The sequence below is a fragment of the Rhodococcus oxybenzonivorans genome (assembly GCF_003130705.1).
GTDB lineage: Bacteria > Actinomycetota > Actinomycetes > Mycobacteriales > Mycobacteriaceae > Rhodococcus_F > Rhodococcus_F oxybenzonivorans.
On the sequence record NZ_CP021354.1, the window covers coordinates 605218 to 621010 of the forward strand.

Sequence of the window (15793 nt, forward strand, 5' to 3'; positions counted from 1 at the left end):
TCGAGCGAGGGAGGTGCAGTGCGTCACATCTCGCGGGTCACTCCGGTGGTTCTCGTCATCGTTCTCGCAGCGTGTGCCCTGTCCTGCGGGGTGAACGTGGACGGCTCGCCGCGTGTCGTCGGGGTGGGTGCACCGGTCTACGGCCGGCCTGTCAGCGACTTCGTCCGCGCAGAGCTCGCGGTTGCCGCGGCGGCCAGAGCCGTCGAACCGTGCGGACTGCTCGACGCAGCCGGGGTGGCGTCGTTCGGCGTCCTCACCGCATACGGTCCGGCAGGCGACCTGTCGACGTGCCATGCCGAGGTGATCCCGCCCGGCGGTACACCCGTCGATCCGTCCTGGATCGAGGTGGTGGTGGGGGAGCGTGAACCGTCCGAGGGAGTCGGCCGCGGCCGCGCCGCCGGTGGCATCGAGGTGCGCCCGGCGCTGTCGCCGCTGCCCGGTACGTGCACGCTCTACTTCTCGCTGCCGCCGGTTCCGGGAGTCGCCGCGCAGCGCTGGGGACACGTCTCCTATCTCGACGGAGCTGCCGGTGTGGTGAGGCCGGCTGCCGGTGACGACTGCGCTGAGGCGAGCGCCGTCCTCGCGGCGGTGACGGCCAGGCTGCATTCGACTCCGCGGAGTACCACGAATATCCCACTGGCGCAGCAAGACCCGTGCCGGGTGGTCGAAAACGTGACTGAACTCGAGATCACGACGTTCGCCCCGGGCAGTCGGCCGTACGAGTGCCGCCTGACCCTCGGACGCGGTGACGAGGCATCCGTGCGGTTCGCCCTGTCCACCCCACCGCCGCGGACCGGGGGGCCAGAGGTGGTCGAGATCGACGGAGAGTCGTTCGCCTTCTTCGAGGACGCGCTCGAATGCCATTACTACTTCTATCCCGGGGACGTTGTCGACACCAACGTGCAACACAGCCCGATGAGCGAAATGGCCCGACGCGGCAACAGACTGACGGCCTCGGTGGCGGCAACGGCGCGTGACTGCGAAGAGGCGCAAATGCTGGTGCTCGCCGCGGCAGAAATGTTCGACTACTGACATGAACACTCAGGTCGAGGTGGCCCAGGCGTACCTGGATGCGTTGGTCAGTCACGATGGGAACGCGGTGCCCCTCGCTCCCCGGGCCGTCCGCTACGAGGCGGGATTCAAGACGGGGTTCTCCGGAAACCATCTGCGCCGCAGTCTGTCCCGAGGTCCGCAGTTCCGTCTGATCCGCGCCGTTCGTGAGGTGGCGTGGTCGGTGGCCGGGGACGACGTCACAGCCGATTATCTCCTGGACGCCGGGCTGTTCGGCCGAACCCTCATGACCGTGCGGGTGATCGAGACCTTCCACATACCGCAGAACGATCTCCGAATCCGCCGCATCGACGCGAAGATCCGGCGTCCCTGAAGACGTAGAGAACACCGGAGTCCGCGTTCACCTGCCTGGATCGTCGCGACGGGCCGGAACTAGCCCAGTGTTTCGTGTGCCGCGGGGATGGATCCCAGGCGACCGGCCTGGAAGTCCTCGAACGCCTGCATTACCTCGGCCTTCGTGTTCATCACGAACGGTCCGGCCATGGCCACCGGCTCGCGGATCGGCTTGCCGCCGAGGACGAAAACCTCCAGCGAGGAGGTACGCGAGTCCTGGGTGTCTGCCGCGGCAATGGTCAGGGCGTCGCCGCGTCCGAAGACGGCGGTCTGCCCCATCCGGAACGGCCTGCGCTCCGAACCGACCAGGCCCTCACCGGCGAGGACGTACGCAAGGGCGTTGAATTCCGGATTCCACGGCAGCGTCAGGCTCGCCCCGGGGGCAACGGTCGCGTGAACCAGGCTGATCGGGGTGTATGTCGAGCCCGGGCCGGAGTGTCCGTCCACCTCGCCCGCGATGACCCGCACCAGGGCGCCGCCGTCGGGGGAGGACAGCAGGGCCACCTTTTGCCCGGTGATGTCCTGATAGCGGGGTGCGGCCATCTTGTTGTCGCGGGGCAGGTTCACCCACAATTGGACGCCGTGGAAGAGCCCACCACTCATGACCAGGTGCTCGGGCGGGGTCTCGATGTGGAGGATGCCACCACCGGCCGTCATCCATTGCGTGTCGCCGCCGCCGATGGTGCCGCCGCCCCCGTTGGAGTCCTGGTGCTCCATGATTCCGTCGATCATGTAGGTCACGGTCTCGAACCCACGATGCGGGTGCCACGGCGTTCCCTTGGGTTCGCCGGGCGCGTAGTTCACCTCACCCATCTGGTCCATGTGGATGAAGGGGTCGAGCGCGGCCAGATCGATGCCGGCGAAGGCGCGGCGAACGGGGAAGCCCTCGCCCTCGTACCCGACCGGAGCCGTGGTCAGGGAGCGGACCGGCCGGTCGACGGCGCCCGGGGCAGGGGCGTCGATACGCGGCAGGGCAAGGATGTTGTCGACAGTCACGGCAGGCATCGGGTGTCTCCTCGAACTCGTGTAATTGATTCTTCAACTACCTTACGAGGTGTAACAGCGGCGGTGCGCAGGTATTCCCGCGCAGGCGGCTCCGCCGCCCGTGAGTGGTTGACGAGTGCAGAGACTCGTTAACCACTCACGGGGCGCGAAGCGCCCTCAGTTGAGGACGCCCTCGTGGTCGGGGCAGTACCGGGTGATGGCACCGATGATGTAGTAGTAGACGCCGTCGGCGGAGAGCATGGGCGTCCACTCCTCGCGCACCCGGTCGAGGGGTTTGCCGGCGTCGAGGGCGGTGCAGATTTCGCCGGCCTGGTGCACCGCGGTCTCGTCGTTGGTGACGTTCTGGTTCATCGACCTCAAATAGGTCAGGTAATCGGCGGCGGTGGCGGGGTCGTCGGCGACCGCGAAGATGCGCTTCCCCGGTGCGGAGGCGGCGGTGGTCCTGGCAGCGGCGGAGGTCGTGCTCGACTCCGGTGCCGCGGAATCGGCGCTGTCCCCACCGCAGGCGGTCAGGAATGTCGCGGAGCAGAGGGTGAGGGCGGTCAGAGCAAGAGTGCGGCGCATGTGGTGACGGAGTCCTTTCGAGGCTGGTGCGGCGACGATCGTATCGCCCGTGCGGCGAGAGCACGCGGTGTGTGTTCGCGGCGTTCGCCTGTTCGCCCGGGTGCCCGGCAGGTAGTGTTGCCCTCTCCAGTCGGAGTGGTTCGAGGAGGTGAGACCCGTGTTCGTCAGTTCAGTCCGGGTGCTCTCACCCCGCGACCGCGCGGTGGTGCCGACCTGAGGTGGCCGAGAGAGCGCCCATCGGCAATCCGAAAGGCACTCTCATGTCAGTTTCCGTCGAAGATGCTCTCGTTCATGAATTGCGCTCTGCCGGCTGCGTTTTCGCCGAAGATGAAGCACGGTTGATCCTCGCGGCCGCGAGTGATCGGACGAACCTCGTGTCGATGGTCCAGCGGCGCGTTTCCGGTGTGCCACTGGAACACGTGCTCGGCTGGGCAGAGTTCTGCGGTCTGCGAATAGCGGTCGACGCCGAGGTTTTCGTGCCTCGCCGGCGTACTGAATTCCTCGTCGACCGGGCGGCGGCTTTGATGCGTGAAGGTGCTGTCGTGGTCGACCTGTGCTGTGGGTCGGGAGCGGTCGGAATTGCGCTCGCCGCCCTTATCGATTCCCCCGAGTTGTATGCGGTCGATATCGACCCTGCCGCGGTCCGATGCGCTCGTCGTAACATGCCCGCGGAGCGCGTGTTCGAGGGCGACCTCTACGACCCGTTGCCTGCTTCCTTGCGCGGACAGGTCCATGTTCTGGTGGCCAACGCTCCATATGTGCCGACCGAGGCGATTCGGTTGATGCCCCCCGAGGCGCGACTGCACGAGCCGCGGGTGTCACTCGACGGTGGTGCCGACGGCCTGCACATTCAGCGGCGAGTGGCGGTCGGGGCGCAGCACTGGCTCGGCCCCGGCGGTCACCTCCTGATCGAAACAAGTGAGAGCCAGGCAACGCGGACAGTCCAGGCCTTCACCGACGCGGGGTTGAGCGCGCGAGTCGAGTCCTCCGCCGAGCTCGGTGCCACCGTCGTCGTCGGAACGCGGTCGTGAGCGCCTCGACACAATGCTGGACCGACCTCGCGGGGCGCAGCTGCGTTCTGCTCTCCCGAGGCCGGAATTTTCGTTAGGGTCTCGAGATGGGTCGTGGCGCAGGAGTCGGCATCGGAATCCGGGCAACGCTGGCGGCAGCACTCTGCGCCGGCATGGTGGCGGCGTGTTCGTCGGACGAGGCGCCACCGAGCGACCCCGCGGCCACCTGTGCCGATGTTCGCAACGGCACGACGGCCGCAGCGCCGCCCGCCGGGCAAGCTCCGCCGCCGGCAGGCACTCCGCCCACCAGTCAGAACCTTGCGACCAATCCGGAGATCGCGACGGTCTATCGCTCCGGGATGGTGCCCGTCGATACCGCGTCGTATGCGGTGTCGACCGCCAACCCGATTTCGACACAGGCGGCGTGCGACGTTCTGCGCGAAGGGGGCACAGCGGCCGACGCGTTGATCGTCGCGCAAACGGTGCTCGGCATCGTCGAACCGCAGTCGTCGGGAATCGGTGGTGGTGCTTTCCTCCTCTACTACGACGCGGAGAAGAACAGTGTCGAGGCGTACGACGGACGCGAGGTCGCACCGATGGCGGCGACGGAGAATTATCTCCGCTGGATCAGCGACACGGACCGCACCGAACCGAAGCCTGACGCGCGCGCGAGTGGGCGGTCGATCGGAGTGCCCGGCGTCGTCCGGATGCTCGAGCTGGCACATCGTGAACATGGCAGGAATGAGTGGCGGGAATTGTTCGATCCCGCAGTCTCCCTGGCGGATCAGGGTTTCGAGATCAGCCCCCGCATGGCCGGGCAGATCGCCGCTTCGGCTCCCGACCTGGCAATCGACGAGGCGTCGAAGGCGTACTTCCTGAACCCGGACGGCAGCCCCAAAGTGGCGGGCACCAAGCTGACGAATCCCGCGATGGCCAAAACGCTCGGAGCCGTCGCTTCGGGCGGTGCCGATGCCTTCTACACCGGCGCGATCGCCCAGAGCATCGTCGACTCCACGGCGACGACCTCGGGAGGACGGACCCCGGGCCAGATCACGCTCGACGACCTCGCGAATTACCAGGCGAAGAAGCGCACGGCCCTGTGTACGCCGTACCGAGACCACGAGGTCTGCGGTATGCCGAACCCGTCGTCCGGGGGGACGGCGGTGGCGGCGACCCTCGGCATTCTGGAGAACTTCGACCTGTCTGCCGTGGGGCCGACGAACCTCGACGCCAATGGTGGAAAACCGACGGCGGAGGCCGTGCATCTCATCGCCGAGGCGGAGCGGTTGGCGTACGCGGACCGGGACAAGTATGTGGCCGACTCGGATTTCGTTCCGCTGCCCGGTAATTCGGTGGACACGCTGTTGAATGACGACTACCTGAAGCAACGTGCCGACCTCATCGATCCCGGCAAGAGCATGGGCACCGCGAAGCCGGGTGACTTCGGTCCGGTGCCGCTCGGGGTGCAGCCGCAGGACAAGGAGCACGGAACCAGTCATATTTCGATCGCGGACAAGTACGGCAACGTCGCGTCGATGACCACCACGGTGGAGTCGGCGTTCGGAGCTTTCCACATGACCGAAGGTTTCGTGCTCAACAATCAGCTCACCGATTTCTCGGCCCAACCCGTCGGACCGGACGGTGTGCCGCTGGCCAACCGGGTGGAGCCGGGGAAGCGGCCCCGCAGTTCGATGGCCCCGACGCTGGTCTTCGGTCTCGGTGACGACGGCGCGCGAGGTGACCTCGAATTCGTGACGGGCTCACCCGGTGGCTCGGTCATCATCCAGTTCGTCGTGAAAACATTGGTGGGCATGCTCGATTGGGGCATGAACCCGCAGCAGGCCGTCTCGGGAGTCGACTTCGGCGCCGCCAACACCCCGGTGACCGGGGTGGGCGGTGAACATCCGAACATCAATGCTGCCCGGGACGGCGCCGATGACCCGCTGATCGCCCAGTTGCGGGCGATGGGCCACCAGGTCTCGGTTGCTCCGCAGTCGAGCGGGCTCAGTGCACTGCAACGCGTCGACTCCGGGTGGGTCGGCGGCGCCGATCCCCGACGCGAGGGTGCAGTGATGGGCGACGGTACCGGTTAGCGCACGTCACTCCTGTTCGACGAGTGGCGCGACTTTGGTGCCGAGGAGTTCGATGGCGCGCATCACCTTGTCGTGCGGCAGCGGCCCGACGCTGGGGTGCAGCATGAACCGCTCGATGCCGAGGGTCTCCCGCATGTCGACGATCTTCTCCGCCACCTGCTCGGGGTTCCCGAGGATCAGTGAGCCGCCGGGGCCCCGCATGGCGTCGAAGGACTGGCGATCCATCGGCGCCCACCCGCGTTCGCGACCGAGTCCGGTCATGGCCGCGGCATAGGACGGGTAGAAGTCGTCGGCGGCTTGCTCGGCCGTGTCGGCGACATAACCGTGGGCGTGGACGGCGATCGGCTGCGGTTCGTGACCGCCCTCCGATACCGCACGCCTGTGGAGTTCCGCGAGCGGGGCAAAGCGTGCCGGCCTGCCTCCGATGATCGCGAGCGCCATCGGGAGACCGAGCAGCCCGGCACGGACCACGGACTCCGGGTTGCCGCCGACTCCGACCCACACGGGCAGGGGACGCTCGGGCCTCGGGTACACCGGCTGATCGGTCAAGGCCGGACGGAATCGTCCTGACCACGACACCGATTCGGAGTCGCGGAGTGCGAGGAGCAGCCCGAGCTTCTCGACGAACAGGTCGTCGTAGTCGGCGAGGTCGTACCCGAACAAGGGGAACGATTCGGTGAAGGATCCGCGACCGGCCATCACCTCGGCGCGACCGTCGGAGATGAGGTCGAGGGTGGCGAACTCCTCGAACACCCGCACCGGGTCATCGGAGCTGAGCACGGTGACCGCGCTGGTCAACGCGATGTGGGAAGTCTTCGCTGCTGCGGCGGCGAGCACGACGGCGGGCGCGGACGCGGCGAAGTCGGCTCGGTGATGCTCCCCGACGCCGTAGACGTCGAGACCGACCTGCTCGGCGAGCACGACCTCCTCGAGTAGGTTCTTCAGGCGCTGCCGTGGTGAGACGGTTCCGGTCTCACCGGGGCCGACCTCGGCGAATGTCGTCAACCCGAGTTCCATGGCTACACTCCTTCTAGATAGTTGAACTATCAATCAGTGTGGTAACGGTGGAACCCTGCCGGATATTCCGACGTTGGTTCGGATCGGCGCGCTCGGGGAATACCGACACCATGGCGACTTATCGAGTAATCGACCCCAAAGGTGACGTGGTAGAGACCCGAGAAATCGACGCAGCCGACGACGCGCACGCGTGGTTCGTCGATGTCCGGGCCGACAACAGCGAACTCGGGTGGCGGATGGAAGTCGAGCACGACGGCGAATGGTCGTTCTTCGATGACACCGAGGGCGTATCGAAGCAGTAGAGACCCCACCGTGCTCGCCAGCAGCCCAAGGAAATTGGGCGTCGAGGAAGAATTTCACCTCATCGACTTGAAGACCCGGCGCCTGACGACCCGTGCGCCGGAATTGCTGGCGCGACTGCCCGACGACGCCTACGTCGACGAGCTGCAGCGGTGTGTGGTGGAGGTCAACAGTGGTGTGTTCACCGACCTCGCCGACCTCAGGTCCGACCTGGCCTGGCACCGCTCGCTGCTCGTCGACGCGGCCGAGGGGCTCGGTGTCGGGGTGGCGGCCGCCGGATCGATGCCACTCGCCCTTCCGACGGAGATGCAGGTGACAGGGTCGCTGCGCTACCAGCGCATGCTGGCCGACTATCAGATGCTCGCCCGCGAACAACTGATTTGCGGCACCCAGGTGCATGTCGATGTGCCCGACCGGGACGAGGCCGTCCAGGTGGCCAACCGCATCGCCCCCTACCTGCCGGTTTTCCTGGCGCTCAGTGTGAGTTCTCCGTTCCGGGCCGACGGCTCGGACACCGGTTACGCGAGCGCGCGGACCCTGCTGTGGTTACGGTGGCCGAGTACCGGTCCGGCGGCGCCCGTCTCCTCGGCCGCCGAGTACGACACCCTGATCGACGACCTGGTGTCGAGCGGCGTGATCAGCGACCCCGGCATGGCCTACTTCGACATCCGCCCCTCGGCCAAGCTTCCGACGCTGGAACTGCGGGTGTGTGACAGCTGCCCGCGACTCGACACGGTCATCCTTGTTGCGGCCCTCTTCCGCGCCCTCGTCGAACGGGAGGTCCAAGGTCTGCGGGCCGGCGACAAGGGGCTGAAGGTCGTCTCGACGATGACCCGGGCGGCACTCTGGCGGGCTGCGCGTTCCGGCCTGGAAGCGGACTTGGTAGACGTCACGGTTCCGCGCTCGCGGCTCGCTGCGGACATCGTCGAGGACTTCGTGCGCTCCTTGAGACCCCAGCTCGAGGAGACAGGTGACTGGGACACCGTCCGCGAACTGTCTGCCGCCGCCCTCGCGACGGGAAGCTCGGCTGCCCGTCAGCGTCAAGCATTCCAACGACGGAATCGGTTGACCGACGTCGTCGACCAGCTTCTCGCCGAGACGGCCGACCGCGTGTCACCGCTTCCCGAGGGCGAAACCCTGGTGCCGAGCGCGCACGCGGGACGCTCGCACTCGAGCGTGGCGACCCGCCCGCGGAGACGCTGGGCCGCGCGATTCGCCCGGCGTGGCAGCGAATCCGAGCTGACCTGGACCGGGTCGGGAGAACTCGACGAACAGCAGCTGCTCGCGTGGCGTAGAGATCTCCACGCCCACCCCGAGCTGTCGTTCGAGGAGCGACGAACAACTCGGGTCGTGCGCGATCACCTTGCGAGTCTCGGTGTGGAGCCCGTCCTCATGCCCGGTGGAACCGGACTGTGGTGCGATATCGGACCCGAGACGGAACACTGCATCGCCCTGCGCGCCGACCTGGACGCATTGCCGATTACCGAGGCCACCGGTCTCGAATTCCAATCCACTGTGCCCGGGGTTTCACACGCCTGCGGTCACGACGCGCACACCGCAATGCTGATGGGCGCCGCCGCCGTCCTCGTCAAGTACCCACCGACGTGCCGAGTGCGATTGATCTTCCAGCCAGGGGAAGAAACCACGCCAGGCGGTTCGGTCGACACGATCGCCGCCGGCGCACTGGAGGGTGTCTCCAAGATCTACGCCCTGCACTGCGACCCGAACCTCGAAGTCGGGAAGCTCGCCACCCGGAGCGGTCCCATCACCTCGTCGAACGCATCGGTGACCGTGCGCCTCTGGTCGCAGGGTGGACACACCGCGCGCCCGCACCTGACGGGCGATCTGATCCACGCCGGTGCGGTACTCATCACCGGGCTGGCCTCTGTGCTCGACCGCCGCATCGACGCCCGTACGGCGACGGTCCTCACCTGGGGGAAGGTGTCCGCCGGTCAGGTGGGCAATTCCGTGCCGGAGTCGGGGGAACTCGTCGGGACCCTCCGCAGTGCGTCCCACGAGACCTGGGCCAACCTCGAGCCGCTGGTCACCGACACGATCGGCGAACTACTCGCCCCCTACCACGTGCGCTACGAGCTCTCCTACCTGCAGGGCGTGCCACCCGTGGTCAACGACCCCGACTGCACGGCGGACCTACGGGAAGCGATCGAGTCCGTGGTCGGGTTCGATCACCTCGCGGAAGCCGAGCAGTCGAGCGGCGGGGAGGACTTCGCGTGGTACCTCGAGCAGGTTCCCGGTGCGATGGCCCGCCTCGGCGTCTGGGAGGGCGTCGGCGAACGTCAGGAACTGCACCAGCCCGGTTTCCGGCTCGACGAACGCGCGATGATTCACGGTTTGCGCACGCTGGTGGCGCTGACACGGCTCGGCGATCAGACCGAGTGAGACCTACATCTGCGGTGGGAACGGCGGCATCGGGTCGGGTGGTTGGGGTCCGGGCGGCTGCGGTCCGGGTCCGGGTTCGGGTGGCCGCTCGGGTTCGGGCGGACGTTCCGGTCCGGGCTCCGGCGGGAACGGATGAGGCGGCGTCGGAGTGGGCGGTATCGGCGGCTGCGGTTCCGGCTCGGGAGGTTCGGGCCCCGGTGGCACCGGTCCCGGGTCGCGGTTCAGGGGCTCGTCACGGTGGCTCGTCATCGCCTCGATCACTTTCCTGTCGGCTGATTGAGGAGTACCCCGATCGGGCATACCACAAGCGGCATGACATAGACCGGTGGTTGGGGAACAAAATCGGGAGCCGGTGCGTTGTCTAGCAACCATGCCCCGCAAGCGCGGGAATGTCCGGCAGGGGAGACCCGAGCCGAAGGGAGGAAGTCATGGCAACCGACTACGACGCACCACGGGTTACCGTCGACGACGAACTCGCGGAGGACTCGCTCGAAGAACTGAAGACGAGAAGGAACGAGTCGCAATCTTCCGTCGTCGACGTGGAAGAGGCCGACACGGCGGAGTCCTTCGAACTGCCCGGCGCAGACTTGTCCGGTGAGGAACTCACGGTACGGGTCGTTCCGAAACGGGCCGACGAGTTCACGTGTAGTAGCTGCTTCCTGGTGCACCATCGTTCCCGTCTCGCCTCGGACGAGGGTGGCCAGCTGATCTGCCGCGACTGCGCGTGAGACAGGTGAGTGCCGAAGTGCCGTACTTCGGCACTCACGTTCGTCGTTCGCGCGGGCATCGCGCCTACGGCTGATCGAACTGTCGCCGCTTGTGGTCACCGAACGGTTCGTCCCGTTCCCGAACGGCCTCGCGGAATCCTGCGGTGGCCGAACGCAACTGAAACGCGTATCCCTCGCGGGTGTGCCGGGACACGCCGTCGAACACGGTGCTGATCATGCCCGAGTTGGCCACCCCCTGGGCGAGGAGAGCGCTGTTCAAGGCGAGCTTGACCATCATCAGCTGATTGATCGGCATCTGAGCGATCCGGCCGACGAGATCCTCGGTGCGCTGGTCCAATTCCTCGGCGGGCGCAGACTCCACCGCCAGCCCCCACTCGGCTGCCTGCTTTCCGCTCAGGCAATCACCGGTCAGCAGTAATCGTTTGGCCCGTTGATCGCCGAGGCGGTGCGCCCACATCCCGGCGGCAGGCACCCCCCACACCCTGGTCGGGGGGTAGCCGATCTTCGTGTCGTCGGCCGCGATGATCTGGTCGCAGTAGAGGGCGATGTCGGTGCCGCCCGCCACGCAGAAGCCGTGCAGCTTCGCGACGGTCGGTTTGTTCGAATGCAGCAGACTCGCGAACCCACGATTGAAACGGCTCATCATCGCGTAATCTGCCATCGGATCCCAGTGGCCGAACGGATTGTGATTGCGCGCCTGCACCATCGGATCGAGCACCGTGCCGGTGGTCCTGTCCGGTCCGTCTCCCGGATTGCCGCCGCTCTCGGCGAACACTCCGAGGTCGTATCCGCCGCAGAACCCCTTCCCGCGTCCCGACAGCAGGATGACGTGGACGCGGGGATCGAGGTCCGCCCGTTCGACGGTGGCGGCGAGCTCGAGCGGGGTGTCCGCGGTGATGGCATTGCCGTGCTCCGGCCGGTTGAAGGTGATCCGCGCAATCCGCCCGGTCACCTCGTAGGTGAGCGTGCGGTACTCGGTGTGGTCCTCGGCCTGTTCCCGGTCCGCGAACAGCGAATCGGCTCCCTCGTCCCAGCCTTCCCGCCACGCGCCGGGACGCATGCCGGCGTGGTTCTCGTAGTCGGTCACGACCCCACCTTGGGGGTGGCGCGGTCGATGATCGCCGCGGTGTCGATGCCCGTCGGGAGTGTCCCGAACACGGTGCCCCAGTCTCCCGACAACCTGCTGACGCAGAAGGCGTCGGCCACCGCCGGATGTCCGTAGCGGACGAGGAGTGAAGCCTGCAGAGCGAGTGCCATGTCGCCGACGATCCGGCGGGCGCGGTGCTCGAGGCTGTCCAGGTCACCGAAACTCGACTTCAGCTCGGCGATCGCGGTATCGAGCCGGGAATCGACTCCGGCAGTGGAGTCGAGTTCGTCGAAGAACACCTGCAGCGACTCCGGTTGTTTCGCCATCGCCCGTAGGGTGTCGAGGGCGGCAACGTTGCCGGAGCCCTCCCACACCGACAACAGGGGCGCCTCGCGATACAGCCGCGGCATCCGCGACTCCTCGACGTAACCGTTGCCGCCGAGGCATTCCAGGGCTTCCGCCGCATGGATCGGCCCGCGTTTGCAGACGAAGTATTTGCTCACCGACAGGGAAATCCGGCGCAGCATCGTCGCCTGTTCGTCACCGGCCGTCGCGCGGTCGGTGAGTGCGGCCAGCCACAGTGCGACCGTGGTGGACGCCTCCGACTCCACCGCCAGGTCGGCGAGCACATTTCGCATCAGGGGCTGATCGACCAGATGGGCGCCGAACGCGCTGCGGTGCACGGCGTGGTGCGCTGCCTGCGCGGTGCCGACCCGCATGCCGGTGGCAGTCCCGATCGTGCAGTCGAGGCGGGTCATGTTGACCATCTCGATGATGGTTCGGACACCGCGGCCTTCCTCACCGACGAGCCACGCCACGGCCTCGTCGTACTCCACCTCACCACTCGCGTTCGAGTGGTTGCCGAGCTTGTCCTTGAGGCGCTGCAGGTGCATTCGGTTCCGGCCACCGTCCGGGAGGACGCGGGGAAGCAGGAAACACGACAGGCCGCCCGGGGCCTGCGCGAGGACCAGGAACAGGTCCGACATCGGCGCGGAGGTGAACCACTTGTGCCCGGTCAGCAGGTAGCTGCCATCGGACTGTGGCACCGCGCGGGTGGTGCCCGCGCGGACGTCGGAGCCGCCCTGCTTCTCCGTCATCGACATACCGGCGATCAGCCCGGCCTTGGTGAGGGGCGGACGCAACACCGGGTCGTAGACGCGGGAGGTGAGCAGGGGTTCGTATCGTGCGGCGAGTTCGGGGTTGTGGCGCAACGCGGGAACGACGGCGTAGGTCATGGAGATCGGGCAGCCGTGCCCGGCGTCGACCTGTCCCCATACCGCCATCTTCGCCGCTCTGATCAGGTGAGCATGTGGATTCGGATCCGCCCACGGACTGCCGTGCAACCCCATCTCGACAGCGGTGGTCATCAGCCGGTGATACGACGGGTCATACTCCACCTCGTCGATGCGGTGACCGTAACGATCGTGCGTCCGCAGCACGGGTGGGTGTGCTTCGGCGAGGTCGCCCCACCGCTGCGCTTCCTCGCTGCCCGCCAGCCGCCCGAGGTCGTGGAGTTCTTCGAGCGCGTCGTGGGCGCCCTCCCGTTGCAGCGCTTCGAGTATCGGCGGGTAGTAGGCCGCATCGAAGTCGGTGAGGGGTGGCACCTGATTGAAAACCTCGTGCGTGGCGGTCATGTCGGGCTCCCGAGAGATCGAAGGGTGAAAGTGAGCAGAGCGGGGACGATGGCGGAGTCGCCGGCTCCGCGGGCCAGTGGCAGGATCAGGGCCTCACCGATGGCCCCGACGATGCAGGCCGCGGTCACCGACGCATCCTGATCCGGGATTTCCCCGGCCTCGACGGCGGCGGCGATGGCGACTGCCAGTGCATCGCGGAACGATTCACGGAACAGCAGCCGCTCCGTGTCCACCTGGGGGTCGACGGGTTCGACGAGTAGTGCGTAGGCGAGTGTCGGTGCGCGCAGGGCGCGTTCGGCGAAGGTGTGTACGGAGGCCGACACGGCTGCGACATAGCGCCCTTCGGTGGATTGCGCGGAGTTGCCGGCCTGGACGGCAGCGCTCACCTCGCGGCTGCACACGATCCGGAAGACCTCGGCGAACAATTCGCCCTTGTTCGCGAAGTGTCGGTAGACGGTGCCGGTGCCCACTCCTGCCTCGGCTGCGACGGCCGAGATGGAGCACCCTGCGTAGCCGTGCCGGGCGATCAACCCGAGTGCCGAGTCGATCAGGGTGGTACGGAGGGCGTCCAGTCTTTCCTGGACGGCAGGAGTGCGCCGATAGGCCATATCGAAGAAGTGAACACCCGTTCCGTTCTTCCGTCAAGGGTGCTAACGTCGGCCGGACCAGCGAGGAAAGGCGCACCCGATGGCTTCCGACGTGGTACTCGTCCGACGGAACGGCCCGGTCACGACGATCAGTCTCAATCGGCCGGAAGTGCGCAACGCGGTGGACAGGCCCACCGCCGAGGCACTCGCCGACGCCTTCCGCGAGTTCGACCGCGACGAAGACGCCTCCGTCGCAGTTCTGCACGGTGAGGGCGGGACGTTCTGCGCAGGGGCAGACCTGAAGGCGATCAGCGCAGGCCGGGGTAACCGGGTCGCCCCGGACGGTGACGCCCCGATGGGGGTGTCCCGCATGAGGCTGTCCAAGCCCGTCGTCGCCGCGGTCGAGGGTCATGCCGTGGCCGGTGGACTCGAATTGGCACTGTGGGCCGACCTGCGGGTCGCCGACGAGAACGCGATCTTCGGGGTCTACTGCCGTCGTTGGGGTGTCCCCCTGATCGACGGGGGAACGGTTCGCCTCCCGCGGCTCATCGGTGAGAGTCGCGCGATGGATCTGATTCTCACCGGCCGTTCCGTCGACGCCGACGAAGCCCTTCTGATCGGGCTGATCAACCGGAAGGTCCCGGCCGGTGACGCGCTTTCGGCAGCGGAGCAACTCGCCGCCGACATCGCTGTCTTCCCGCAGGTGTGCATGCGGCAAGACCGGCTGTCGGTCCTCGAACAGCACGGCCTTTCCGAGGAGATCGCGCTCCTGGCGGAACTACGCCACGGGGCAACCTCGTTGGCGAACGGAACAGTCGAGGGTGCGTCGCGGTTCGCCGCCGGCGCGGGGCGGCACGGATCGTTCGACACGCCCGAGGCGGATCGCTCCTGACCGAGCCCGGTGACGATGACAGGTGCGTAGCATCGATTAACCGGGCTCGAAGGTGGGGTGCACGTGAACGACTGGGTAAAGGAGCAGTTCTTCCGGGCCGCACCGACCGAGGCCGTGGAAACGTCGCGGCGCAGGATCCGACTGCGGCAGGTGGTGTGGTTCTCGTACCTGTCGGCGCTGGTGCTGGTCGTCTGGTTCGTCGGCCTGCCCACCGATCGTCTCTATCAGGCCGCCTGGATCATCGCCGGGCTGATTGCCTTCACCATCGACCGCAGCTGGCGTGAACACCTGAAGGTACTGACCGATTGGCTCCCGCTCATTGCCGCGCTGGTGGTGTACGACCTCAGCCGGGGGGTCGCCGACGAACTCGGAATGCCCATCCGCGTCACGGAACTGGTCACCGCGGAGAGCTGGCTGTTCGGCGGCACGATTCCAACGGTCTGGTTGCAGGACCATCTGCTCGGGCCGCACGGTGTGCCACCGTGGTGGACTCTGCTCACCGGCATCGTCTACACCAGTCATTTCCTGGTGCCGTGGCTGGTGGCGGCGGTCTTCTACGCATACTCCCGGCCGATCTGGGCGAAATACATGAGGCGGGTGCTGGTGCTCTCGTACCTCGGATTGACCACCTACATCCTGCTGCCGGCCGCGCCGCCGTGGTTCGCGGCCGAGGTGGGCGCGATCGATGTTCCCGTGGGCCGGGTTGCCGGCTTCGGATTCGGCATCGTCCCGCTGGACGTGAGCACGCGGTGGCTGGAGGCACAAGGCAATCCGGTGGCGGCAATGCCCTCGCTGCACGCCGGGTTCGCTTTCCTGGTCGCGATCGCGTTGTGGCCGCTCGCCTCCAGATGGTGGCTACGTATTCCACTCGTGCTGTACCCACTGGCGATGGCGTTCGCGCTCGTCTACGGCGGCGAACACTATGTGGTGGACGTGCTCGCCGGCTGGGCCTGCGTCGGACTCGCCATCGTCCTGTGCAGGATGTGGGAGGGGCGGGTCGGACTGCGCGGGGCAGGGGAACGCACCGACGTCTCCCTCGCTGCGTGACCACCGTGGAAAACCGGCACGCGTA

The 15793-nt window shown here is 67.1% G+C and carries 15 protein-coding genes; 9 read left to right on the forward strand and 6 right to left on the reverse strand.

All coding sequences use genetic code 11. The annotated features are described in order from the left end of the window. Window positions 1–18 precede the first annotated feature (18 nt). A complete protein-coding gene (locus tag CBI38_RS03025; protein ID WP_230990070.1) occupies window positions 19–1032 on the forward strand; it encodes a hypothetical protein in 1014 nt (337 codons plus the stop codon). A 1-nt stretch (window position 1033) separates the two neighbouring features. Then, window positions 1034–1384 (forward strand): DUF8021 domain-containing protein, encoded by a 351-nt coding sequence (locus CBI38_RS03030; protein WP_109326285.1) that lies wholly within the window; start codon window positions 1034–1036, stop codon window positions 1382–1384. 59 nt (window positions 1385–1443) lie between these two features. Here the strand turns inward: CBI38_RS03030 and CBI38_RS03035 are convergent, their stop codons facing one another. Then, on the reverse strand, window positions 1444–2409 hold the full coding sequence (locus CBI38_RS03035; protein WP_109326286.1) for a pirin family protein: 966 nt from the start codon (window positions 2407–2409) through the stop codon (window positions 1444–1446). Window positions 2410–2565: 156 nt separating this feature from the next. Next, entirely contained in the window at window positions 2566–2973 is a 408-nt protein-coding gene (locus tag CBI38_RS03040) for a DUF732 domain-containing protein (protein WP_109326287.1), read from the reverse strand. Between the two features lie 260 nt (window positions 2974–3233). Here CBI38_RS03040 and CBI38_RS03045 point away from each other — a divergent pair, with 260 nt between their 5' ends. Next, complete coding sequence (locus tag CBI38_RS03045; RefSeq protein WP_109334821.1) at window positions 3234–4004, forward strand: putative protein N(5)-glutamine methyltransferase; 771 nt, start codon at window positions 3234–3236, stop codon at window positions 4002–4004. 86 nt (window positions 4005–4090) lie between these two features. Next, window positions 4091–6076, forward strand: a complete 1986-nt coding sequence (gene ggt, locus CBI38_RS03050) for a gamma-glutamyltransferase (protein WP_109326288.1) — start codon at window positions 4091–4093, stop codon at window positions 6074–6076. Window positions 6077–6082: 6 nt separating this feature from the next. Here the strand turns inward: ggt and CBI38_RS03055 are convergent, their stop codons facing one another. Beyond that, window positions 6083–7093 carry an LLM class flavin-dependent oxidoreductase gene (locus tag CBI38_RS03055; RefSeq protein ID WP_109326289.1) on the reverse strand — a complete coding sequence of 337 codons (1011 nt, stop codon included), beginning with the start codon at window positions 7091–7093 and terminating at the stop codon, window positions 6083–6085. A 110-nt stretch (window positions 7094–7203) separates the two neighbouring features. Here CBI38_RS03055 and CBI38_RS03060 point away from each other — a divergent pair, with 110 nt between their 5' ends. From CBI38_RS03060 to CBI38_RS03075, 3 genes are all read left to right on the forward strand, one after another. Next, window positions 7204–7395: a hypothetical protein gene (locus CBI38_RS03060; protein ID WP_109326290.1), complete on the forward strand. Its 192-nt coding sequence runs from the start codon at window positions 7204–7206 to the stop codon at window positions 7393–7395. A gap of 10 nt (window positions 7396–7405) precedes the next feature. Beyond that, the gene (locus CBI38_RS03065) at window positions 7406–9793 is read left to right on the forward strand and encodes a glutamate--cysteine ligase (RefSeq protein ID WP_109326291.1); all 2388 of its coding nucleotides are present in this window, start codon (window positions 7406–7408) and stop codon (window positions 9791–9793) included. A 428-nt stretch (window positions 9794–10221) separates the two neighbouring features. Continuing rightward, window positions 10222–10521, forward strand: a complete 300-nt coding sequence (locus tag CBI38_RS03075; RefSeq protein WP_109326292.1) for a DUF4193 domain-containing protein — start codon at window positions 10222–10224, stop codon at window positions 10519–10521. Window positions 10522–10585: 64 nt separating this feature from the next. Here CBI38_RS03075 and CBI38_RS03080 read toward each other — a convergent pair whose 3' ends face one another. From CBI38_RS03080 to CBI38_RS03090, 3 genes are read right to left on the reverse strand one after another with little or no spacing between them, the layout of a single operon-like run. Then, on the reverse strand, window positions 10586–11581 hold the full coding sequence (locus CBI38_RS03080; RefSeq protein ID WP_418328325.1) for a crotonase/enoyl-CoA hydratase family protein: 996 nt from the start codon (window positions 11579–11581) through the stop codon (window positions 10586–10588). A 23-nt stretch (window positions 11582–11604) separates the two neighbouring features. Continuing rightward, window positions 11605–13242: an acyl-CoA dehydrogenase family protein gene (locus tag CBI38_RS03085; RefSeq protein ID WP_109326294.1), complete on the reverse strand. Its 1638-nt coding sequence runs from the start codon at window positions 13240–13242 to the stop codon at window positions 11605–11607. Further along, entirely contained in the window at window positions 13239–13850 is a 612-nt protein-coding gene (locus CBI38_RS03090) for a TetR/AcrR family transcriptional regulator (protein ID WP_109326295.1), read from the reverse strand. Before CBI38_RS03090 ends, CBI38_RS03085 begins: the two co-directional genes overlap by 4 nt. A 79-nt stretch (window positions 13851–13929) precedes the next feature. On the opposite strand from CBI38_RS03090, the gene CBI38_RS03095 reads away from it, so the two are divergent. Together CBI38_RS03095 and CBI38_RS03100 are read left to right on the forward strand one after the other, a co-directional pair. Then, window positions 13930–14721, forward strand: coding sequence for a crotonase/enoyl-CoA hydratase family protein (locus CBI38_RS03095; protein ID WP_109326296.1), 792 nt, complete (start codon window positions 13930–13932; stop codon window positions 14719–14721). 153 nt (window positions 14722–14874) lie between these two features. Further along, window positions 14875–15768: a phosphatase PAP2 family protein gene (locus CBI38_RS03100; protein ID WP_109334822.1), complete on the forward strand. Its 894-nt coding sequence runs from the start codon at window positions 14875–14877 to the stop codon at window positions 15766–15768. Window positions 15769–15793 lie beyond the last annotated feature (25 nt).